This is a genomic window from Mucilaginibacter xinganensis (assembly GCF_002257585.1).
Classification (GTDB): Bacteria; Bacteroidota; Bacteroidia; order Sphingobacteriales; family Sphingobacteriaceae; genus Mucilaginibacter; species Mucilaginibacter xinganensis.
In genome coordinates this window covers 3988489-4011624 of the sequence record NZ_CP022743.1, presented here as the reverse complement: position 1 = coordinate 4011624, position 23136 = coordinate 3988489, and the positions used below count along the sequence as shown (strand labels likewise).

Below are 23136 nucleotides of genomic sequence, written 5' to 3'. Positions count from 1 at the left end.
TGATTTAAGTGTTAATGCACAGACAATATTATATCTTTTGCATCCACTATTTACCTCCCTTTTAGGGTAGCTTTTTCCCGCGGTAACGCGCTGCAAGAGCAATCCAACCCTTACAGTAATGACTTGGCGGTGTAGTTTAACCGGCTAACTAATCAACTAATCTCCAGCCCCAACTGATCTCTAACCTCTAATCAACTAATCAACTAACCTCCAATTAACTAATCCCCAATCAACCAACCTCTACTTCACACTCCACTCATGGATGCCTGCTGAGTTATCAACGGGTAGCTGTACCTCCATTTTAAGGGCGGTGGTTTCAACAGTCTCAAAGTTTAAAACGTTGTAGGCGTCTTTACTGATCACATACGGCGAAGTGGTTTTTACGGGCACCCATTGGTCGCCTTTTTTGTAATAGACTTTGTATGATACCGGGATGCGGCACCCGCCCCAGGGACCGTCGTCAAACCAGTAAACCTTTGATTCGGATACGGTATGCGGCTTATCAAAATCATACTGCACAAACTCGGCGGTATTTTGCTTTGGCCACCAGTGCAGGTAAGGCATATTGGCATCTTTTGAGTCCTGCGGATCGTACTGATCGTTTAGCGCCTTCAGCATCCGCTTGTTGGTTATAGAGCCCGATACCTTGCTGGTGCTGGCAATAGTGGGCGCAGGTTTGGGCATAGAGGCCGATGCTTCGTAAGGGATCCAAACGGTCATCTCGCTCGGTCCGCGGTTAGCCCAGGCGTAGTAGGGTATGGCGGTTACCTTTTGGTCGGTTTCTAAAAGTGTGCTGCTGTTAAGCTGGCGCTTGGTGCTTTTACCTTCGGCGGTAATTACTTCAATGCCGTTCAGCATTTCGGGTTTGTAAACGGCATTGCTTACGGCCATTTTATTTACGGTGATGTTTTGTACAGTACTGTCGCGGTTGTCAGGGCCTTCCAGGCAATAAACAATGGGGCCGCGCTGAAAGGCAAAGCGGTTAACATCGGCCTTAACCAGGTTGTTGGCTACTACCTTTTCGGTTTCCATAGGCAGGTTCATGGTAACTACGTCGCCTTTTTTCCATTTACGGTTAATAACGGCGTACCCTTTTTCGGTGGTGTAGTTAAACACTTTACCGTTTATACTGATGACCACGGGGTCGGGGTGCTGATCCATAAAGGTGTACAGCCCACCCGGAACAGGTTTAGCCAGCGCCCAGCCCGGAATGCGCACCCTAAGGGTAAAGTTGCTGCTTTTGGCGGGGTTAAGGGTTAGGTCAACCTTGCCTTTCCAGGGGTAATCGGTGCTTTGTATAGTGTTCACTTTGCCGGCAGTAAGCATAATATCGCTGCTGTTGCTCATAAACAGGTTTACGTAAAGGTCGTTTTTATCGTGCGCATAAACGTAACCCGGTACTGATGGTAAAAAGCGGGTCATGTTACTGATGCAGCAGGCACAGCTAAACCAGGCGCTGCGCTGGTGCTGCCCCATTGAAGCCAGTACGTTTGGATAAAAAAAGCGGTTGCCGGTGAGCGATACGCCCGACAGCAGGCCGTTATATAAGGTACGTTCTAAAATATCAATATACTTGGCGTCGCCATGCAGCAAAAACATGCGGCTGTTCCAGTAAACATTGGCAATAGCCGCGCAGGTCTCCGCATAGGCCGACATGTTGGGCAGCTGGTAAGCATCGCCAAAAGCCTCGCCGTTATTGGTTGAGCCTATGCCGCCGGTAATGTAAAGCTTCTTGTCAACCGCATCGTCCCAAATATCGTCAATGGCATGCAGGTATTGCTGGTTGCCGGTTAGGGCGGCTACGTCGGCCATCCCGGTGTACATATAGGCTGCACGTACGGCATGGCCCTCGGCCTCGTGCTGGTCAACCACTTTTTTGTCAGCCTGGTTGTACGATTCGCCCTTAGGGCCGCGAACGTCTAAAAAGAACTTAGCCAGGTCCAGGTATTTTTTATTGCCGGTAACGCGGTACAGCTTGGTAAGGCCCGTTTCCACAATCTGGTGACCGGGATATTCTTCTATTTTACCATAGCCAAAGGTGCGGGTAAGCAGGTCGGCATTTTTTATGGCGATGTTCAGCAGCGTGCGTTTGCCGGTAGCCTGGTAATGGGCAACAGCGGCTTCGTACAGGTGCCCGGCGTTGTATAGCTCATGGCTCAGTACCTCTTCGTTCTGCCAGCGTTTTTCGCCAATCCACTCATGCGGTTTTTTAGCGTTCACCGTGCGGAAGGTGTACAGGTAGCCGTCGGGTTCCTGCGCTTTGGCCATAATGCCAATCAGGGTATCAATATAGCGGTCAAGCTTTGGGTTGCTTTTAACCTGCATGGCGTACGATGCGCCTTCAATTACTTTATAAATATCGGTATCATCAAAAGGGAACTCGCTCAGCTTATCGCCGGGCTCCATTTTAGCTGCGCGCAAAAAGTTATCAACCCTGCCATTGGCCTTGCATTGCGCCAACACGTAGGGAATGGTAACATTGGCATTAACTTCCATTTTAGGTTGCCAAAAACCATCGTTAACATGCACCTGGGTAAAGGGCACAGGCTGAATAGGGTAATCCCTTTGTTGTGCCGATGCAGGGGCAATGAAGCCTGTCGAACCTAAAAAGATAAAAAAACAAGAGCGCACAAAATTGATTTTACCGGGCATAGCAGCATTTTATTATTGTAAGCTAAAATTAAGAAAGCTGCTTAAGCTTTACTAACTATAATTTGGCTAATTGTAGCGGTATTTTACCGATGGTTGGCGCTATATCGGTGCGGATGGGGTAAGATTTTATTGCAACCTTTATGGGCAGGTTAATTACGATAAAACAAAAAGCTGCTCGGCGGCTAAAGATTTACAGGCAACAAAACACTCGTTACGGATTATAGCAGGCAGGGTATCTTCATTCTTAAACTTAAATGCCGCTATTCCGCCTTCAAAATGGTAGTGGATATGGTGCTGCAGCTTATCGTGCCGGGTAAGTAAACCGTCGGCGCTGCGGTTGGTAAACCAGGCGGCATAGGCGCGCTCTATATCCGCAAGTTTGTTGTTGAATGCCTCAATAATGCGGATGCAAGCCTGCGCTTCATCACCAATATAAAGGATGTTATTATAATTGATCAGGTTCATTAGGGGAGCTCTGTTCATTATTAATAGTTTAATCGGGGGCAAGGTAGGCACCTATTATGAAATTGCAATGAAAGTGGTAATAACCTGATATTAAAATGACGGTTTAGAAGATATGGTGTTAGGGGAGGCAGTAACAATCAATCATTATTTGTTTTTCTGCCTCCGGTATGTCTGTATTATAGTGCTGTTTTACAAGCTTTTATTCAACTCTATCTGCGCTTGTTTCCGGTTGATAATGCAGCCCGGGTGTAAGCCAGTGCAGCAGCATGATCCTTGAATACCTGAAATTAAAAGGCGACAGCAAAACGCCTACAGATAAAATAATGCTTACATACAGCCAGGGGTTGCTGCTGCCGGTTAACACATGTATGGCCACGGCCATGGTTACCATTTCGGCTACAAACATAGCGTAGCTTACCAGCATGGCCACATAAAAGTACCCCGGCTCGCGCTCAAAAAGTAAGCCGCAATGCGGGCATGTTTTGTTCATTACCTGGGCTTTAAAGCCGTACATAGGTGTGGCAAACATATCGCCCCGGCGGCAGCGCGGGCATTTTCCGTGTACTATAGCCGGCCATGCAGGCAGGCTTTTTTGCTGGTTAGTCATGATGGTTGTGCGTTAAAATATTTTTTCTGAATTCTTCGGGCGTTATACCTTCGGTTTTTTTAAAAAACTTGGTGAAGTAGGAGTTATCGCCAAAGTTAAGCTCCATAGCAATTTCGGTAATGGTTAGTTCGGGATTGGTCAGCAGTCGTTTGGCTTCCAGTAAAGCCCTGTTCCTGATCAGTTCGCCGGCCTGCTTGCCCAACAGATCTTTACAAACCGCATTTAAATGATTTGGGGTGATGTAAAGCAGGGCAGCATAATCCTTTGGCAGTCTTAATTTTTTGTATTGCTGCTCAATAAGTTTCCTAAAGTTTTTAAGCAAGGTTTGGTTGTATGATGCAGGGCCCTTGGGGTTTGCACCTTTAAACCGGTTTACCAATATAAATACCTGCAGCATCAGCACCCGCATCAAATCGGTGGTTTGTTTTGGCGAGCTTTCCCATTCCTTAATGATCTCTTCAAACAGGTTTCCTATTTTTTCACCAGCGCCTGCAGGCAGGTTAATTACCGCTTCGCTTACATCGCCGCTAAAAAAGGCAAACCGCTCCAGGTAGGCCGTATCCAGCAACAACGACTGGAAAAACGTATCGGAAAAATTAATGATATAGCCATCGGTAAAGCCTTCAAAGCTCCATGAATGTACCTGCCCCGGCACCATAAAATAAATTTGGCCGGGCTTTACCTCAAAATCTTCAAAATCTATGTTATGTGTTCCTGCGCCACCGGTAAAAAATACCACATGGTAAAAAGTGTGCCGGTGGGCGGCATACAGGTTTTTATGATGTTCCAAATAGGGTGCAAAACGGCTAACCATGATGTCATCCTGCCTGAAATCAGACAAGGTGCAAATATCATAAACCGGTGTGCCTTGTAACATGATACAAAACTAAATACAATATCACCATTACTAATGGTATTATTTATAAGTTTTGTGGTACTAATCGGGGAATGTTGGTCAACTTGAGCGCAAATACAGGTGTAGCTTAAATCGGTGCTAATTCCTGGCCCTCAATTGCCTGGTTTTTTTGGCTGTTTTCAAATACCCATTTATAAATAACATCTTCCAGCCGTTCAATAGTAAAGGGTTTGCTTACAAAATCATTCATGCCAGCTTTCTTACAGCTGTCTTCGTCTTCGCTAAGCACATTGGCCGTCATTGCAATAATAGGCGGGCAGTCTTCACCGTATTTATTAATAAGGTAAGCTGCCGCCTGCAGGCCATCCATCTCCGGCATCTGGATATCCATAAAAATAAGGTCGTACTTTTTTTGCCCGGCCATTTCAATAGCTATGCGCCCATTGTCGGCAATGTCAATATCATGCCCTATCTTTTTAAACGTTTTGCCGGCAATCAGCTGGTTCATCTTATTGTCTTCGGCAAGCAAAATATTTAGCGGGCGGTATTGGTATGCAGCCTGTTTATGGGTATGTTCAACAACCGGCATATCAACCGAAACTATTTGCAAAGGAAGTGAAAAACTAAAAACCGAGCCTGCGTTTTCCCTGCTTTCGGCCCAAATCCGGCCGTTCATCATTTCAACCAGTTTTTTACAGATGGATAAACCCAGCCCGGTGCCGCCGTATTTGCGCAGCGCAGTAGTATTTACCTGGGTAAATGGCTTAAATAATTGTGACAAAGCTTCTTCACTGATCCCGATCCCGGTGTCCTTTACACTAAAGGTAACTTCCTGCAAATCAGGGGTGAGGTTAACTGCCGTTACGTTAAGCGATACCGAACCTTCGTCCGTAAATTTTATAGCATTGCCAATAAGGTTAACCAATATTTGCTGTACCCGGCTTTCGTCCATTTTTAAATAGCCGGCCAGGTTTTTGTCAATGTTGCAATTTAAAGTGATGTTTTTACCCGGGGCAGATAAGCCTGGTTTACTGATTTCGAGTGCTGTTTTTATACAATTTTTTATGTTTACCGGCTTTGGCTGCAGGGTAAGCTTATCAGCTTCAATTTTTGAAAGGTCAAGAATATCACTAATGATGTTGATGAGCAAATTACTGCTCGATTGCAGGGTTTGCAGCAGCTCGCGCTGGTCAGCGCTCAAGTCAGATAATGAGAGCAATTGTGCCGTGCCTATGATGCCGTTCAGCGGGGTGCGGATCTCGTGGCTCATATTTGCCAAAAAGTTCGATTTGGCTACTGTTGCATCTTCGGCCCTGTTTTTAGCTGTTGATAAGGCAACCTGTGATGATTGCAGTTCGTTGCTTTTTTTTATCAACGCGTTTTTGTCCTTTTCATGGCTCCTTTTTAAAAAGCTTACCAGCAAACCTGCCATTAAAATGTTTAGTATAGCTGATGAGATCAGGTCGGCCTCTTTTTGCGCTGTATTTTGAGGCTGTGTTACCCATTGCGGAAACTGTCTTTCCAAGAGGTAGCAGCCATAAAAAACCATCATTAAAAAACCGATATAGTAAAAATGATACTTGCGTTTGAGCAGCATCATTATTAAAACAATCATAAAAACACCTACCATGGTAGTTGAGCCTTCTATCCCGCCGTTAAAAAACCATCCCGGTATCAAAAGCAATATGCCGGCGGTAACATAGCCAAGTGCCATATTTTCTGTATAACCAACATACTTGCTGCGGTAAAAAGCAAGTGCACACATGGCACAAATAAACAACTCAATGAGCATTAAATACAATGGAAAGCCAAGCAGGAAATTATTCGCAAGGCCAACTGTCATGCTGAATGCCAGGAAAAGGCATATAAAATTAAATAGCTTATTCTCCAGTGTTAAACGCGGGTTATCAAACCCAATAAATTGCCTTAGTTTTATTATAGCCCTCATCAATTATCACTCATGCTGTAAAAAAATTATTTGGAGTCGTTCACCTCTACCCAAAAACCATCCGGGTCCTGCAGGTAGATCTGTTTTACGCCGTCGGCCCTTAGTTGTATTTTTTTGGGCTGGCCGGTCCAGTTGCTGTAAGATACCTTCATTTCATCCAGGTGGTGTATAAATGCATCTAAATTGGGCACACTGAAACACAGGTGGATGCCGATATCATGTACGGTTGTTGGGCATTCGCCCTGTATAATGTGTAAGGCAAGGCCTTCGCCTATTTTAAGCCAAACATGCACCGTATCTTTAAACGGATGATGAATTTCTTTTAGTTGGATAACATTGCGGTAAAAATCTGCTGTTTTCTTTAGGTTTTTAGCGCATAAAGCGGCATGGTTAAATACCGGCTGGTTAACGTTTTGTGCGTTGCTTTGCTGTGGTAAAACAAATGCAATCAGCATTATGAAGAATATTATACGGGTTAATTTCTGAAGATTTTTTTTAAAAAGCGGGCTCATTTTTAGGTTGTTTAGTCAATAAACATAAAAAATAAATGTCACTAACCGGCAAAAAGGGGATAATTTATCAAAAAGGGCAAATATAGCCCCATAAATTGTAATTACCAGGCTAACCGCGATTTGATGTTAAAATCAATAGGGGCTGCTGTAATGGTATTGTGGTTATTCCAGTCTTCAATATCAATCAGGCCGGGCATAGTTTGGTAATGATTATCATTATTTGAGCATTTAACAACATACCCGATGTCTGACACCCGCGCTATGATGGGGCGTGCACCGCACTCCCTGCATAACCTGCAATAAATTGACCCCGGTATGTTCACATATCCTTTCATACCTTCTTATTACGGTATTGATGAACAAGAAGTTGCTGAAAGAGTGCCTTTTAAGATAAAATTGCTAAAATATTAACTATAAAGCACTTGAAAGGGCCTACAGGCATGAGTTAATTTACTTACCTGATAATGGTTACCGCTCCTGCCAATGGTTTTTTTCCATCTTTAAGGTCAATGATATAATAGTAAGTGCCAACAGGCAGTGCGCTGTTATTATAGGTGCCGTCCCACGCTTTAGCGTATCCCGTAGATTTATAAATTAGTGATCCGTAGCGGGAAAAGACGGTGATGGTGCAATAAGGATAGCCCTGCAATGCCGAAATATTCCAAAGGTCATTTATCCCGTCGTTATTTGGCGTAAATGTATTTGGGATTACTATAACACATTGACTGAAGGGATTAAGGCTAACCATTATGGCGTTTGAAGTTACGCTGGGGTTAGTTAAACATTTGCCGCTGCTGTTTACAACGCAGGTAACCATATCGCCGTTTGCCAGGGAAGCACTGCTGAACAAAGGACTATTGGTGCCGGCAGCATTGCCATTAACCAGCCATTGATAAGTGATATTGGCACCGGGACCTGCCGGGGTAGCGGTAAACTTAATTTCGGTGCCGGCGCAAACCGGATCGGTTACTGATGAGGTAATGGTAACCGCTTCGGAAACCGGCGGGTCAAGCGTGAACACCGCCTGGTTTGAAACTGCTGTAGGGCTGCTGGCGCAGGTTATGCTGCTGGTAAGCACGCAGGTTATTTTGTCGTTATTGTTTAAATTACTGCTGATGAACTGTGAATTATCTGGTCCGCTGTTTTGCCCGTTTACCTTCCATTGGTAATGCGGGGTGGTTCCGCCATTTATTGGGGTGGCAGTGTAAGTTACCGCAATGCCGGAGCATTCATCAAAAGTTGCAGGCGATATGGTTACCGAAGGGGTATCTCCGGTTATAACTGTTAAAGGCTGCGGATAGGTTGACGTACCATCCGCCGCTGTAATAGTTGTGGTTCCGGCACCGGTAATATGCACTTTACCTGCTACTATGGTTGCAACAGCAATATTGCTGCTGGTATAAGTTATAGCCGAGCTGCTGGTTGCGCCGGGGTCAAAATCAACGTCGCATACCGTTTTATCGGGGATAGGTGGAAAGGTAATGGTTTGCGAATCTGTCACCTTAATATCAACGGTAGTAACACTGCTGCCATAGATATTATAGGCAGTAACGGTGTAGGTGGTTAGCGGCGATAATACATTAGGCGTGCCGCTGATGACACCTGTAGCATCATCAAAAACCAATCCTGACGGCAGCGGTTTGTCAATTCGGTAGCCGGTGGTGTAAACGGTCCTGATCACATTGTTTTTTGAATCGGCTACGTAAAGTTTTCTTGCCGCGTCAAGTGCGAGCCCCTTTGGCCCGAAAAAGCTGGCTACATTTCCCGTATTGTTTAAAGCACCCGGACTTCCGCTGCCAGCCAGTGTAATTACATTGCCATACGGATCAATCATCCTCATCTGGTTGCCGCCAAAATCAGAAATAAACAGGTCGCCAATATCATCAGCCACTATGCCCCAGGGTTTATTAAAGCTTGCCGATAACAAAGCACCGTTCGTTCCGCCTGCCGAACCGGTACCTGCGTAAGTACTTACAGCACCTGCGGGCGCGATCTTTCGGATCAGGTTATTACCCGAATCAGTTACATAGACATTTCCTGCTGCATCAACCGTTAGGTTTTGCGGCGCATTAAATGACGCAGATGTGCCGGTATTGCTGTTGATACTCCCTGTGCTGCCGTTGCCTGCCAGGGTGATCACATCACCGGCCGGGTTTATTTTTCTTATTAAATTATTAAAAGTATCGGCAACATATAAATTTCCGCCACCATCAATGGTTATACCGGTGGGGTTATTAAAGCTTGCCGATGTGCCGTTGCCGTCTGCAGAACCCACAAACTTTCCGGCAACGGTTGTTACCAGGCCACCCGGCGTTATTTTACGGATGCGATTGTTTTTTGAATCGGCAACATATAAGTTACCTGCTGCATCAATTACAATACCGCCCGGGCCGTTAAATTCGGCTCCAGCCCCTGCGCCGTCTGAAAAGCCGGGGCTGCCGCTGCCGGCAAATGTAACCGATAAACCGGTCGGGCTCACCTTGCGGATAAGGTTGTTGTTAAAATCGGCCACATAAACATTCCCTGCAGCATCAACCGCAACCGCCGAGGGCTGGCTGAATGAAGATGTTAACGCATCGCCATTATTATTGCCATTTCCCCCTGACCCCGTTAACGTAAGTGTTTGCCCGAATTCCCTGGCAGGTACGGCGCTGCCCGTGTTTACCGGCACCAGCGGCGTTATAGATTGGTTGATATTGTAAATATTGGGGGTATTGTAACTGATGGCGGGCGGCACATTGGCAGCCTGGTTAATTTTAACGGTGATGGTAACCATAGCACTGCTGCTGCCTGCTGCATTGATACCTGTTATGGTATAAATAGTTGTAGGCCAAACGGTTGTTGGTGTTCCGCTAATTTTTCCTGTTCTTGCATCAAATGTTAACCCGGGCGGCAGCTTTTTATCAATGGTGTAGCCGGTTGTTATAATTTTCCTGATCACACTGTTGGCAACATCGGCACATAGCATATTACCGTCGCCGTCAATAGTTAGGCCATGGGGCGTGTTAAAACTTGTCCCAAGGTCAAAGCCGTCCTGTAATCCGGCCACCCCGTTACCCGCAAGCGTGGTTACTATGCCCGCAGGTGATATTTTCCTGATGATATTATTTCCTGAATCTGAAACATAAAGGCTGCCGTCAGTGCCAATAGCCAAGCCTTCTGGGCCATTAAAACTGGCTGCCGCACCTATTCCGTTAGCATAACCTTTCTGGCCATTGCCGGTAAATGTGCTTACCATACCCGAAGGGGTTATCATCCTGATGAGGTTGTTATTATAATCGGCTATATATATGTTTCCCGCAGCGTCCATTATCATATAGTTGGGGCCATTAAACAGGGCGGTGGCACCCGGGCCATCTACCCAGCCTGCAGTACCTGATGCCCCGGCGACAATACTTACAACACCGGTTGTACTTACTTTTTTTATCGTGTTATCTGCATAGTCTGAAATAAACAGGTTTCCAGCCGCATCAATCAAAATACCGTTAGGCTGTTTGAAAATTACACCCGGTAACGTACTTACTGCACCACCGGGCGTAACTATCCTGATGCATTTATTATTTGAATCAACTACATAAATGTTACCATCGGCAGCTATAGCCATTCCTGCGGGTGCATTAAATAGGGCTATGCTTCCCTGGCCATCTGCAAAACCAAGGGTACTGCCTGCAAGTGTTGTTACTGTGCCGCCGGGGGTAATTTGCCTGATGAGTTTATTGCCATCGGTAACATAAATTAGTCCCGACGCATTTCTTACCAGGTAATTTGGAAAAGCAAAGCCCGCAGTATTACCCGTACCGTCCACCGATCCTCTGACTGCGTTACCAGCAAATGTTGTAACCTGGCCATAAATGTTTGGCGGAACCGGGCCACCTGTATTGGCTGGCGTTAACGTAGTAATTGGTGTGTTCGGGATATAGGTATTTACAGCCGGGTTGTAACTGATGTTCGGAGGCAGTAGTATTGCCGCATTAACATTGATCCGGTTGATGTGACGTGGCTGACTACTTATTTTAGGTGACTGCCCAAAACCCTCACCGATCAATAACCAACTTACGATCAGTACAAAAAAAACATTAATCGGTTTATTGCGGCGCATACTCACTATTTTGTCTAAATACCGCAAGCCTGGGAAAGAGCCATTAGGGAAAAGTTATTTTTTGGATGTCAGTACTAAATTATGTTTTTTGAATAGATCAATAAATATAATGTTTTTATATAATTTTAGTAGCTAAATATTTGCAATGCAACCTATTACCAATCAAAGCCAGTTTTTAAAAATAAAATGGGCATTTACAGCACTAGCCGTAATTGTTGCGTGGTTTGCTCTTGTGTTGCAGTTTACTGTTTCAATCCCTGCTTACCTGGCCGCCGGGCGCTCTCTTTGCAGTACACTTGTGCAATTATTTAGTTACTACACTATATTAAGTAACCTGCTGATGGTGATTTGTTTAACATTTATTTTAACAGCCCCAAAATCAGCAGTGGGGAGGTTCTTCTCCAGGCAAACGGTTTTAACAAGTATTGCGCTTTATATAACTATTGTGGCGCTTATTTATAATGTGGCCTTACGCAATATATTACACCTTGACGGCCTTTTTAAACTGGCCAACGAATTGCTGCACGTAGTAAACCCCTTATTGTTTATTATATACTGGTTTGCATTTGCGCCCAAGCAGGGGTTAAAATACCGGCATGTTTGGGCCTGGCTGCTGTTTCCTTTTATTTATTTTATCTACGCGCTTTTCCGGGGGGAAATTACCGGCGATTATCCATACCCGTTCCTTAATGTTTTAGAATCAGGATATCAACAGGTATTTATAAATGCACTCATACTTTTACCTGTAATGTGGGGGCTGGGCGCGTTGTATGTTTTAATAGCCCGCCGCATAAGCAAAGCTAGATAACAGTTGTTTTATTAAAGGTTACGAAAGGAGTTAATATCGCCCTGGTATTGTTTTCGTATTAATCCTTTTGGCATTGTAATTGTCATATTGGTACATCTACGTATAAAGTAAATTTATGAAAAAGTATATTTTAAGGGTTATTGCGTTGCTGTTACTGGTATCTGCCACCCTTCCAAGCTGTTCAGTAGAATATCGTGAAAGACACGGTCGTCATCATGATAATGACGATCATCGTGATCGTGACCATGAAGATCATGATCACCATTACCGGAACTACTAATAAAACAACAAAGCCTCCCGCAATTACAGGAGGCTTTGTTGTTTTATACTGGCTATGTGCTTACTTTTATTTTGTTACTAATACCCAATCCACCAAAACCTTCGCCTGTCCTGCTTTAATTTTGCTTACCGTTGCCGCTGAGATGCCGTAATAAGGCGCTTTAACTTTATTCACCCCACCAGGGTAGCCGCCGCCAAGTGCAAAGTTCAGGATAAGAAATTTAGGGTTATCAAAGGCCCAGCGACCGTATTTTTCAACCATCGCCCGGGTTACAGTGTAGGTTACCTTGTCGTCAACTTTAAAAATCAAACTATCGTGTGTCCAGTCTACTGAATATACATGCCATTGGGTAACGTCGGTGCCTGCCGGGAAAAAGGCCCTGTAAGCTAAAGGGGTATTACCAAAATAACCCGGCCCATGTAAAGCATTGCTGGTCCAACTGCTGTCGCCAACAGTTTCCATCACATCAATTTCGCCGCAATCCGGCCAGTTGCCATTGCCCAGCGCCCAAAATGCAGGCCACAAACCAGCCCCCGCCGCCATCTTCATTCGTGCCGATGCGGTACCGTAGGTAAATTCCATTTTATGCATGGTATTGATCCTGCCCGAAAGGAAATCATATTTTTTATTTTCTTTACTGGTATAACCCGGTTGATATTTGGCTTTGAGCACCAGGGCAGTCTTAGCGCCCTCGGTACTTGCATCATTTAACAAATAAACGGTTGACGCCGAATCAACATAAGCCTGCTGCTCATCATTAACGGTGTTACCCGTTACCTCAACGTTCCACCTGGTACGGTCGAGTGTTTTCTGGCTAAAATCTTCAAAGAAAATAGTATCAGTTTTTTTAGATTGATGCTGTTGGGCTGTTGCGGATGCTACCGTAAGCACCGCCGCTATGGCTGTTAGATGAAGTGGTTTCATTTGGTTTTAATTGGTTTATAAAAATAGCATAATAATGCCAAAATTACCCGCATAGTTATGTTATCGTATTCTATTGGATTATACTTCCCTACCTATTCAAAGGTAAACCAGGTGTAATCTTCGGGTGCAATGGTAAACTTAATATCAATTGTATAATCACGGTTTAGCCTGTAAGTTGTAACGGCGCCATCTTTTTGCTGCACTTTAGCCAAGCTTGTTAAGCTGGTGTAATACAAAGGGATTTTTACCGTCCGTGTTATTGTTTCTTTAGTTGGGTTGTAAAGCATCATTAACCCTTTGGTTGTTAAAGCCGGGTTTACGTGGAGTATGCCGTCCCAGTCCCTGCCATCGGCACGGCGTAAATGGATTATATCTGAATTAAGGATCTTCCGGTGTTTTTTATACCAGTTTATGGTTTTGATTACCAACTGCTTAGTTATTTCGGTATCATATAACCTCGGCCCGCGGTAACAAGCCTGGATACCCGCTCCATAATATTGCATCATTAGCTGTTCATAATCTTTAAGGTGATCAGCTAATGGCTCTAACGTTGCCGCAGCACCGCCGCCCTGGTATTGAGTAAGCGGCACAAAGCCCCAACCCATTGAGGGTGATTTATCCCAGGTGCCGTCAAAAATATTCTGCCGGTTTATGATCTTTTGCTGTGCCCTTGGCAGCGAAAAATTTACTTCCCGATAGCCTAAAGCTATTTTATTGCTGCCATCTAAAAAATACCAGTCGGGGGCGTTTATGTAAACACCATGTTGTTTCAACCAGTGGTAAAGCCCTTTCTGGATCTCCATTTGCCGCCATTGCGAATCATCCGCTCCTTTATGGCCGGGGTGGGTTGTTGAAGCGCAAACATCACCGGGGTAGGGGCCGTCGTTTTCAAAAATATCAAAACTGGTAACTTCAAAAAAGTGTTCAATATTATCCCTGTACCATAGGCCCCATTTGCTGCCAAAGCAGGGCGCGTTGCCAAAATAGGCGCCGCCGGGTTTGTTTGTTTTTGGGTCAATAACATCCGTTTCCGGGTTAATTGAACGGGAACTGAATAAACTGTAACATCCAATTTTAATATGCCTGCTGTGTGCATATGCTGCAATTTCCTTCCATCGTTTCACATTGGCGGCGGTGGTGTCTTCTATATTTAAATGGCTGCCAAAACTCAGAATCAGTGCTTCATAGCCAGTTGCCGCGCATTGGTCAATTGCGGTGCGCACTTCTGTATCAGTTTTGCTTACCAGGTGCATAAATATGGGGTTCTCCAACGTCCACGGTGCTACTGCGCTGTACATCCGCCTTACCGCCATTCCTCTTGCTTCACGGTCATAACTGCTCATCAACAATTCATGGGTGCGTATAGATTTGAAATTTTCGCCTGGTGCCAGGATTATTCCCGGTGCTTTTTCTTCATAGTTCTCAAATAGTACGGGTGTTTTAAAGCTGTAATGCACCTGCGATGTATAACTTGAGTCTGTTTTCCAATGCGATGTTTGGTCGCTCTGCGGATAACGCATGGCGTTGTTAAATGCGTAGTTGGTTTCAAAATAAATGCCCTGCGGCTTTTTCATCGACTCAAAGCTGCCATCAACGGCACTATCCTCTTCTACCATGCCAAGCACTTCGTTAACTACCTGGTTAAGTTTAATTGAGGTGCCGCCTTTATTTTCAACTTGCAATGATTTCACAATAAGTGGAATCCCGTCGTAGATCTCGTAGGTCACCTTTACTTCAATACCGGCCAGTTCTGGTGCGGCTGCCTTAAATAAAAATGAAATGGTTTTTCCGCTGCCGTATCTGGACCCTAAAGTCCAATTGGTGCTTTTATATGCAAGCTGCGGTTTTATGGGCGCTATTTCAAATGACACATATCTGAAATCCTGTGGTCCTGCGGTAAAGTTGTCCACCCATTCCGGTAATAAGTAGGCTTTTTCCAGTTGTCCTTTTAATCCGCCGATATTATATTTTTTGCCGTTTATAGTGAGCCGTGCTTCTTCGCTTACCGCTCTTAACAATTGTCTGCCCGTGGTGAGGTTGGTATAATCGGTGCAGGCAAGATTAGGCGTCGTCCTGAAAATTCGTTTTACAAGGCCATTGTATAGTACGATATCTTTGCCGTTGGCACTTTTATAAATCCCTGCTTTTGTAGTAATGGGGTTTACCAGCCAATCTTGCCTTGCTGCCGGATGTGTAGCCTCGTTCCATACCGGCAGTTCCTGTGCGCGGGCGGTACTGGTTACCAGTAAGGTAACGGTTAATAGTATTGCTTTAAGTTTCCTCATCCCGGGTTTATTCATTGTGTACAGCTGCCGGGTCGCCTTCCAGTTTCAGGCTTTCAGTATGTATGGCATTCATCAGCTCTTCAATAAACTCCGGCGACAAGCCTTCTTTTTTACCGGCCTCCTTTGCTTTGTCAACCACCTGCTTAAACCGGGCAGCCTGTAACGGCGCAATATGATTTTTTGCTTTGTAAGTGCCTATTTCCCGCACAATTCTTTCACGTTCGCCCAGTGTTTTTATTATCTGGTTATCAAGCGAATCAATTTTTACTCTTGCCGCATTAAATTCTGCGCTGGTATTTATAGGTTTTAATTGCGCATGTGCCATGCAGGCCAGCAGGCTAACAGCTATTGTTAATAAAACACTTTTAAGGTTTTTCATAATATATAATTCCGGTATGGCTAAAATCAGGATAAAAAATTGAATTTTAAGTAAGTCTAAATGGTTTGAGAACGGTTGCTATAGCGGGTTTTTGCTAATACAATACAAGTTTACAATAGGGATTACAGCTTTTACACTGCATTGCCCGTTTTTTTTTGTTTTTTTAATCCTTTTCCCACTTTTTCAATCAAACATGTAACCTTATGAAATTACGCGCCGTAGAAGAGGACATAATTTGATAAATTATATTTTACTGATAAATTAATTGAGTACTGAATTTTATTCAACCCAAATCATGGAACACAAATTGAACACCCTGAAAAATGATGTTAAAAACGTTTTTGTAGAAGGAAACGCTAATCCGATACAAATGGCACGTGTATTTGTTATTATGGCAATCCCGCTCATCTCTGTGTTTTTAATAGGAGCACGCCATATCATCTACTAAATCAATAAAAACTTATAAGCTGCCAGCTTAGGGATAGCGAAGAATTTAATAAAAGGTTTATATGTGTGGAAATGCCGGGTGTATAATAAAAAGCCCTGTAACGTATGCAACCAATTGTTAAAAGCTTTGAAAGAAACTACCTGCCTGCGGCCCCGGTTATACTGAAGTTTATTGGGGATAGGGTATAAAAGCAAAACAGTCGTCACCTCGCGTAACAACTGTCTGCTCCCTAACTAAACTAACTAACCGTTTGTTTATAACTATTTTGCCTTTTTTACCGGGCAAATTGTAATTCTTTGCATGTAAAGAATTATAAAATTCGCTTTACTTACCCTCGTTATACCGGGCAAGGGCTGATTGAACCAACGGTGCGTTTAAAACCTGTTTGCTTTTCAGCAATTTTTATATGAACCGGTTACAGGTTGAAAGCCCCTTGCTGTGTTTCAATGATTCAAAATTAAGTGATGGAGAATGAATTGCAGGGAGTGATTATACGGTATTTGCATACGTAGTTTTACGTAATTTTCACCAATCTGCTTTTACTAAATAATTGATAAGAAGAATGTTACCGGTATCCCATTGCCTGCAGGTTAAATAATTCGGCATAGCGACCATCCTTAACCAGCAGTTCGGCATGGCTGCCAATCTCAATAAGTTCCCCTTTTTCAAGCACCAATATCCGGTCAGCCATTCGTACTGTACTAAAGCGGTGAGAAATAAGCACTGCCGATTTGCCCTTGGTAAGTTCGGCAAAGCGTTCAAAAACGGCATATTCAGCCCTGGCATCCAGTGCGGATGTGGGCTCGTCCAATATTAATAATTGTGCATTACGCATGTAAGCGCGCGCAAGTGCTACCTTTTGCCATTCGCCGCCTGAAAGTTCAACACCTTCGGCAAAGCGTTTACCCAGTTGCTGGTCATAAGCGCCGGGCAGTTTTGCAGCGAGCATATCAGCCAGGCTTTGTTTGGCTGCCGCTTCAATTAACGGGCGGTTTTCCTTTTCGTTGATGTTGCCAACGGCTATGTTTTGAGCAAATGTCATCTGGTAGCGTAAATAGTCCTGGAAAATTATGCCCACATTCATCCGCAGATCGGTAAGATCATAATCACGCAAATCATGGCCATCCAATAAAATTCTTCCCTCGGTCGGGTCGTAAAGCCTGGCAAGCAGTTTTACAAGCGTTGTTTTGCCGGCGCCATTTTCGCCAACCAATGCAAGTTTTTCGCCGGGGTGTAAGGTAAAGCTTAAATGACGGTTTGCCCATCGGTCAGAGTTGGCATACCTGAAGCCCACGTTTTCAAAAACAAATCCTTGCTGAATAGCTTCCGGAAAAGGCAGCGGATTTACAGCGGCTTTTATTTTAGGCCTGATCTCAAAGAACTCAAAAAAATCACGCAGGTAAATAGCGCCCTGCGATACGGCGGTAAACCGGCTCAGGATTCCTTCGAGCAGGCTTCTTAACTGCCGGAACGATCCTGCGAGGAAAGCCAGCATACCTATAGTGACGCTGCCTTCAACTGCTTTTATAATAATAACCACATAAGCAGCATAGTACCCGATGCTGCCCATCATGGCGAAAAAGGTACCCCATAATGATCGTTTTATCGATAGTCGCTTGTTGTCGAGATAAAACTTACCCGAAAGCTGTTTGAACCGATCAATTATAAAACCCGAAAGATCGAAGATCTTTACTTCTTTAGCTGTTTCATCACTGGCGCCGAGGTAGCGTACGTAGTCAAGCTCGCGGCGTTCGGGTGTTTGGCCCCGGGTAAGCGCATAGCTTTGATCATTAAAGTACGATTCGCCTAAAAAAGCTGGGATAATAGCGATCAGCAGTAAAATAATTAGCCACGGATTAAAGGCCATTAATCCCGCGGCCAGGAAACCCATGGTAATCAGGTCCTGCACCTGAGTCATTACCTGCGATAAGAGCAAGGTGCGCCCTATGGTTTGCTGGCGGGCCCGTTCAAGTTTGTCATAAAATACAGAATCTTCAAATTGATCAAGGTCCAGCGTGGCGGCATGCGCCATTATTTTTACTGAAGTATGGTTGCTGAACAGATCGCCAAGCAGGGCATCAACCAGGGTAATGGCCCGGCTTAGTCCGTCGGTTAAAATGGCAAGCCCAAATTCAAGCCCCACCAATTGCCACAAATGCCCCGTATCGGCATGGTGCTGGTGGCTTAATACAATAACATTGTCAATAATAAGCTTTCCGACATACAGCAGCGCCACAGGCATTGCCGAGCGGATTATACGCAACAGCGAATTGGTGATAGTAAATGTTGGGCTGGTTTGCCACACTAATTTAAAAAATGCGGGCAGGTTGTTAAGTGCTGCCAGTCTGTCTTTTAAAGTTAATGGCTCTGTACGTATATTTTTTGGCGGGCGGGTAGTCAAATTTTATCCTTATTTATTAATCTAAGTAAAATTACAAAATAAACGGACAGCGAACGGATTGACGCCTTTATTGTGAAGCAGCAGTGACAAAGCGGTTATAAAATACCTGCGTACTGTTAATCATGAATTGATGCTTAGTCTTAAGTTCTAAGTCGGAAAAAAGATAAAATTTGAATTAAGACTGTTGAATTGGCACTATAGATTTATTACCTTGCCTTACCTTACCAAAACAATCATAATGGGCGAGTTTACAGTATTCAGCATTGTAGGGCTTATCATCATATTTTTAAGCTACCTTATTAAATATAAAAAACAGGCACACCTTATATCAGGCTATAATGAAGATGAAGTTATTGATAAAGATGGCTTTTGCAATTGGATTGGCGGGGTTTTGATGTGGCCCGGCATATCTGCAATTGTTGCAGGTGCTCTGCTGTGGAAGTTTCCAACTATGGAAATGACTATTGTACTTGCTTTTGCTTTAATTACAATTGTAACAACAATATTTGCAGTAACTGGCGGAAAAAAGTATAAAAAAAAGGCTGAGGTTTTTGAACCATGATTAAAGGGCTAAAAGGTAGCCATGATCCTCAGAGAAATCCGCAGTAATCCTTAAATTCCTAAATCAGGTAAATCATGGTTCAGACAAAAAAATCTTCTATTTTTGCCGCTCAATAACAAAGCATGAGCGCATCATTAAAAAACCAATTCGACAGTATAATATTTGATCTTGATGGTACCCTTTGGGATAGCACCGGGAATGTTGCCCTTGCCTGGCAGGCGGCAATAAATGAAGTTGATTATATTGATGAGCTGATGACGGTAGAAAGGGTGCGTTCCATAACCGGGATGACGTACGATTCGATATTTGACAAGTTGTTTCCCAACTTAACGCCTTCACAGCGGGCAGAAGTACAGACACTATGCGGCAAACACGAACTTGAAATTTTACATCAAAAGGGTGGTGAGCTGTATCAAGGCCTGGATGAAACTTTAAACCAGCTGTCAAAAAAATACAAGCTGTTTATAGTAAGCAATTGCCAAAGCGGTTACATTGAGGTGTTTTTTAAGATAAGCCAAATGGAGCATTATTTTATAGGGCACCAGTGCTTTGGCACAAAAGGAAACCCCAAGGCCGAAAATATTAAAGATATTGTGACAGACCACAACCTTAAAGCACCTGTTTATGTTGGGGATACGATGGGCGACTATGACTCGGCTACAAAAGCAGGTGTGCCGTTTATTTTTGCTGATTATGGTTTTGGCAAGGTTGAAAATGGTCAGGTAGCAACGATTAGTAATTTTACCGGCTTACTGGAAATGTTGTAGCACAGCGTTACTTCGGGTGGGCTGTCAACCCTATCCTATAAAAAAACTGCTATAGGTGATTCAAAAATCACTATTTTTATGGTGACTTAAATATTAACCGGCTATGGCATCATCAAATAAATTTTCGCGGCGCAGTTTTATCCGTACAGGTTCGTTGGGCATTGGGGCATTAGCACTGGGGCCCGCCTTATCTGCATTTGCTTTATCCCCGCTTAAAGCAAAAAAGAAACTTGGGATTGCTTTGGTTGGTTTAGGTTCCTATAGCAGCGGACAGCTTGGTCCGGCGCTGCAGCATACTAAAGATTGTTACCTGGCCGGGATCGTAACGGGCACACCGTCAAAGGCAGTTGATTGGGCCAAAAAGTATAACATCCCTAAAAAAAATATCTATAACTATCAAAACTTCCACGAGATAGCCAATAATCCTGATATTGATATTGTGTACATAGTGCTGCCGGTGTTTATGCACAAAGAATACACTATAAAAGCGGCGCAGGCAGGAAAGCACGTAATTTGTGAAAAGCCAATGGCCCTCAATGCTAAAGACTGCGACGAGATGATTTCAGCCTGCAAAAAAGCTGACAGGTTGCTTTCCATTGGTTACCGTCTGCACTTTGAACCTCATAATATGGAGATCATGCGGCTCGGACAGCAAAAAGTGATGGGGGAAGTTAAGCATATTGATACCGGGAACGGTTTTACCTACAATGGCGACCCTAACGCCTGGCGATTGAAAAAAGCACTTGCAGGCGGCGGCGGCTTAATGGATATGGGCATTTATAGCATCCAGGGATCGCGCTATACGCTGGGGCAGGAGCCGGTGGCAGTGAAGGCAACCCAGCAAAAGTTACGCCCCGATTTTTTTAAGGAAGTGGATGAAACTGTGTTTTGGGAGCTGGAATTTCCGGGTGGCTTGAGAACTACAGGGAAATCAAGTTATAATAATGATTGGAGCTATCTGAAGGTTGAGGCTGACATGGGGAATTTTGGACTTGGTCCCGCTTATGGTTATGGCAGTATTGAAGGCAGTGTGAACGGAGCACCCATGAAATATCCGCAAATTGTACAGCAGGCAGCCCAGATGGACGACTTTGCCCAATGTGTACAACTTAACAAACCGAGTCGCGTACCGGGCGAAGAAGGCCTGAAAGATATGAAAGTAGTTGATGCCATTTATAAGAGTTTGGACTCGGGGAAATGGGAGAAGATTGGCTGATGAATTTGTAGTTGTTGTAAGAGTTGTTTAGTTTGAAGAAAAATAATTATAATTACTCAGTACCAATCAATAGCAGAAAGCACCAGTCAAAATCGTTCAGTTTTTAACTAATCTTTAACCTCTAGCCTCTAATCACTAAAATATGCTTTTTCCCGAGGATTTTTTGCACTACGTATGGAAGTTCAGACTTTTTGAACGGATGGAATTGCAAACTACCGGTGGGGAACAATTAGAGATCTTTTCGGCGGGTATGCATAATTCAGATTCGGGGCCCGATTTTCAAAATGCAAGGATCAGGATAGGGGAGACCGTTTGGGCCGGCAATGTGGAAGTGCATATTTCATCGTCCGACTGGCAAAAACACGGCCATACTACTGATGATTCTTACAGTAACGTAATATTGCATGTAGTTTATAAAGACGATAAGCCGCTGGTGCTCGCCAACGGTCGCAGGGTGCCCACGCTCGAGCTGCAAAACCGCATCCCTGATGAGCTGCATAGCAAATACCACAACCTGGTTTTTGGTAATCAGGTAATCATTCCCTGCGAAGCAAACATTGGCGGTGTTGACGTGCTTACCATGCACAACTGGCTTACCCGTGTACTGGTTGAGCGGCTGGAGAAACGTTCGGCAGCGGTGATTGATGCACTTAATATTAATCGTGGCGACTGGGAGGAAACATTTTACCAGTTTTTAGCTGCAAATTTCGGCTTTAAAACCAATGCGCTGCCATTTGAACTCCTGGCAAAATCATTACCTCAAATTACACTGGCAAAAAATAGGAACAGCTCGCTTCAAATTGAGGCGCTAATATATGGGCAGGCAGGCTTTCTGGACGGTGATTTTAAAGACGAGTATCCTTCAAAACTTAAAAGTGAATATGAGTTTTTGCAAAAAAAATATAAGCTGGTGCCCATTGAAAAGCATTTGTGGAAGTTTATGCGGCTTCGGCCGCAAAACTTTCCAACAATAAGGCTGGCCCAGTTTGCTGCGTTGGTGGTGCAGGCCAATCATTTATTTTCAAAGGTGCTTGAGGTAAAGGATGTAAAAGCATTGCGGGATTTGTTTTCAGAAATAAAAGTTAACCCTTACTGGGAAACACATTACAAGTTTGATACCGAATCAGCCCCATCTTCAAAAAATATGGGTGCTTCATCAATTGATATATTGCTGTTAAATACATTGGCGTTATTTTTGTTTAGCTATGGTAAACACAATCAAAGTCAGCATTATATTAATCGCAGTTTGAAGTTGTTGGAGCATTTACCAAACGAAAACAATAATATTATAACAGATTTTGCTAACTTAGGAGTGAAAATAACCACTGCGTTTGAATCGCAAGCGTTGCTTGAACTAAAAAATAATTACTGTAATTATAAGAAATGCCTGCAATGCGGCGTTGGTAATAGGATATTAAAATCAGGTTGATATGTTGCAAAAGATCCTTACTTTTTTTGAACGGTACTCTTTCGGGGTATGTACTTACCTTGGCGAAAAGTTCAATGTTTCTATTGGTAAGATCAGGTTATTCTTCATCTACTCATCTTTCCTTGCGGTAGGTTTTCCACTCATCTTCTACATATTTGCCGGTATAGTGCTCGATATCCGCAAGTTTGTAAAAAGAGTACATACCCGGGTTACAGACCTTTAGTAACTTTTAAAAAATAAAATCCCTGCTGTTATTTTAAGGTCAAAATGATCACCGTTATTATTCTCTCCTTTAATGCTTGTGCGGCTATCGCGTTGCTATGCTGTTTATTTCACGTCACTTTTTTGTTCGTTTTCGGAGTAACAGCAATAAATTACTCAGTCAAAAACAGGTCATGATTTCCCGGTTATCGAATTTTTAAGTATTAGTACCAAACATTTATAATGTTTTCCGGTTAAAAAAGTTGCCCTTAAGTTATTTAACAAAGTATAATTTAA

Annotated in this window: 19 protein-coding genes; 7 read left to right on the top strand and 12 right to left on the bottom strand. The window is 43.8% G+C overall.

From position 1 onward, the window contains the following. Window positions 1–240: 240 nt before the first annotated feature. The 8 genes from MuYL_RS17615 to MuYL_RS17580 form a co-directional block, all read right to left on the bottom strand. Complete coding sequence (locus MuYL_RS17615) at window positions 241–2652, bottom strand: glycoside hydrolase family 127 protein (RefSeq protein ID WP_094571805.1); 2412 nt, start codon at window positions 2650–2652, stop codon at window positions 241–243. Window positions 2653–2805: 153 nt separating this feature from the next. Then, on the bottom strand, window positions 2806–3135 hold the full coding sequence (locus MuYL_RS17610) for a hypothetical protein (RefSeq protein ID WP_157740940.1): 330 nt from the start codon (window positions 3133–3135) through the stop codon (window positions 2806–2808). A gap of 181 nt (window positions 3136–3316) precedes the next feature. Continuing rightward, window positions 3317–3724, bottom strand: a complete 408-nt coding sequence (locus tag MuYL_RS17605) for a DUF983 domain-containing protein (RefSeq protein WP_094571803.1) — start codon at window positions 3722–3724, stop codon at window positions 3317–3319. Then, window positions 3717–4601, bottom strand: coding sequence for a helix-turn-helix domain-containing protein (locus MuYL_RS17600; protein ID WP_094571802.1), 885 nt, complete (start codon window positions 4599–4601; stop codon window positions 3717–3719). The genes MuYL_RS17605 and MuYL_RS17600 overlap by 8 nt, the downstream gene beginning before the upstream one ends. A gap of 106 nt (window positions 4602–4707) precedes the next feature. Beyond that, entirely contained in the window at window positions 4708–6528 is a 1821-nt protein-coding gene (locus tag MuYL_RS17595) for an ATP-binding protein (RefSeq protein ID WP_094571801.1), read from the bottom strand. 26 nt (window positions 6529–6554) lie between these two features. Next, the gene (locus MuYL_RS17590) at window positions 6555–6983 is read right to left on the bottom strand and encodes a VOC family protein (protein WP_157740938.1); all 429 of its coding nucleotides are present in this window, start codon (window positions 6981–6983) and stop codon (window positions 6555–6557) included. Between the two features lie 158 nt (window positions 6984–7141). Beyond that, on the bottom strand, window positions 7142–7375 hold the full coding sequence (locus MuYL_RS17585; RefSeq protein WP_094571799.1) for a hypothetical protein: 234 nt from the start codon (window positions 7373–7375) through the stop codon (window positions 7142–7144). 119 nt (window positions 7376–7494) lie between these two features. Beyond that, window positions 7495–11139: a T9SS type B sorting domain-containing protein gene (locus tag MuYL_RS17580; protein ID WP_094571798.1), complete on the bottom strand. Its 3645-nt coding sequence runs from the start codon at window positions 11137–11139 to the stop codon at window positions 7495–7497. A gap of 145 nt (window positions 11140–11284) precedes the next feature. Here MuYL_RS17580 and MuYL_RS17575 point away from each other — a divergent pair, with 145 nt between their 5' ends. Continuing rightward, window positions 11285–11947, top strand: coding sequence for a Pr6Pr family membrane protein (locus tag MuYL_RS17575; RefSeq protein WP_094571797.1), 663 nt, complete (start codon window positions 11285–11287; stop codon window positions 11945–11947). A gap of 346 nt (window positions 11948–12293) precedes the next feature. Here MuYL_RS17575 and MuYL_RS17570 read toward each other — a convergent pair whose 3' ends face one another. The 3 genes from MuYL_RS17570 to MuYL_RS17560 form a co-directional block, all read right to left on the bottom strand. After that, window positions 12294–13151 carry a glycoside hydrolase family 16 protein gene (locus MuYL_RS17570; RefSeq protein ID WP_094571796.1) on the bottom strand — a complete coding sequence of 286 codons (858 nt, stop codon included), beginning with the start codon at window positions 13149–13151 and terminating at the stop codon, window positions 12294–12296. 92 nt (window positions 13152–13243) lie between these two features. Further along, the gene (locus MuYL_RS17565; RefSeq protein ID WP_094573011.1) at window positions 13244–15436 is read right to left on the bottom strand and encodes an alpha-galactosidase; all 2193 of its coding nucleotides are present in this window, start codon (window positions 15434–15436) and stop codon (window positions 13244–13246) included. A 7-nt stretch (window positions 15437–15443) separates the two neighbouring features. Then, window positions 15444–15815 carry a chorismate mutase gene (locus MuYL_RS17560; protein WP_094571795.1) on the bottom strand — a complete coding sequence of 124 codons (372 nt, stop codon included), beginning with the start codon at window positions 15813–15815 and terminating at the stop codon, window positions 15444–15446. 295 nt (window positions 15816–16110) lie between these two features. Here MuYL_RS17560 and MuYL_RS23305 point away from each other — a divergent pair, with 295 nt between their 5' ends. Continuing rightward, complete coding sequence (locus MuYL_RS23305; protein WP_157740936.1) at window positions 16111–16263, top strand: hypothetical protein; 153 nt, start codon at window positions 16111–16113, stop codon at window positions 16261–16263. Window positions 16264–16828: 565 nt separating this feature from the next. On the opposite strand, the gene MuYL_RS17550 is transcribed toward MuYL_RS23305, so the two are convergent. After that, window positions 16829–18664 carry an ABC transporter ATP-binding protein gene (locus tag MuYL_RS17550; RefSeq protein ID WP_245845608.1) on the bottom strand — a complete coding sequence of 612 codons (1836 nt, stop codon included), beginning with the start codon at window positions 18662–18664 and terminating at the stop codon, window positions 16829–16831. Between the two features lie 238 nt (window positions 18665–18902). Between MuYL_RS17550 and MuYL_RS17545 the strand changes: the two genes are divergently transcribed. The 5 genes from MuYL_RS17545 to MuYL_RS17525 all read left to right on the top strand — a co-directional run bounded on the left by MuYL_RS17545 (window position 18903) and on the right by MuYL_RS17525 (window position 22861). Continuing rightward, entirely contained in the window at window positions 18903–19226 is a 324-nt protein-coding gene (locus MuYL_RS17545) for a DUF3784 domain-containing protein (RefSeq protein ID WP_094571793.1), read from the top strand. 122 nt (window positions 19227–19348) lie between these two features. Beyond that, window positions 19349–19993, top strand: a complete 645-nt coding sequence (locus tag MuYL_RS17540; protein ID WP_094571792.1) for an HAD family hydrolase — start codon at window positions 19349–19351, stop codon at window positions 19991–19993. 103 nt (window positions 19994–20096) lie between these two features. Next, window positions 20097–21209, top strand: a complete 1113-nt coding sequence (locus tag MuYL_RS17535; RefSeq protein WP_094571791.1) for a Gfo/Idh/MocA family protein — start codon at window positions 20097–20099, stop codon at window positions 21207–21209. Between the two features lie 142 nt (window positions 21210–21351). Further along, window positions 21352–22638, top strand: a complete 1287-nt coding sequence (locus MuYL_RS17530) for a DUF2851 family protein (RefSeq protein WP_094571790.1) — start codon at window positions 21352–21354, stop codon at window positions 22636–22638. Between the two features lies 1 nt (window position 22639). Next, entirely contained in the window at window positions 22640–22861 is a 222-nt protein-coding gene (locus tag MuYL_RS17525) for a PspC domain-containing protein (RefSeq protein WP_094571789.1), read from the top strand. Window positions 22862–23136 lie beyond the last annotated feature (275 nt).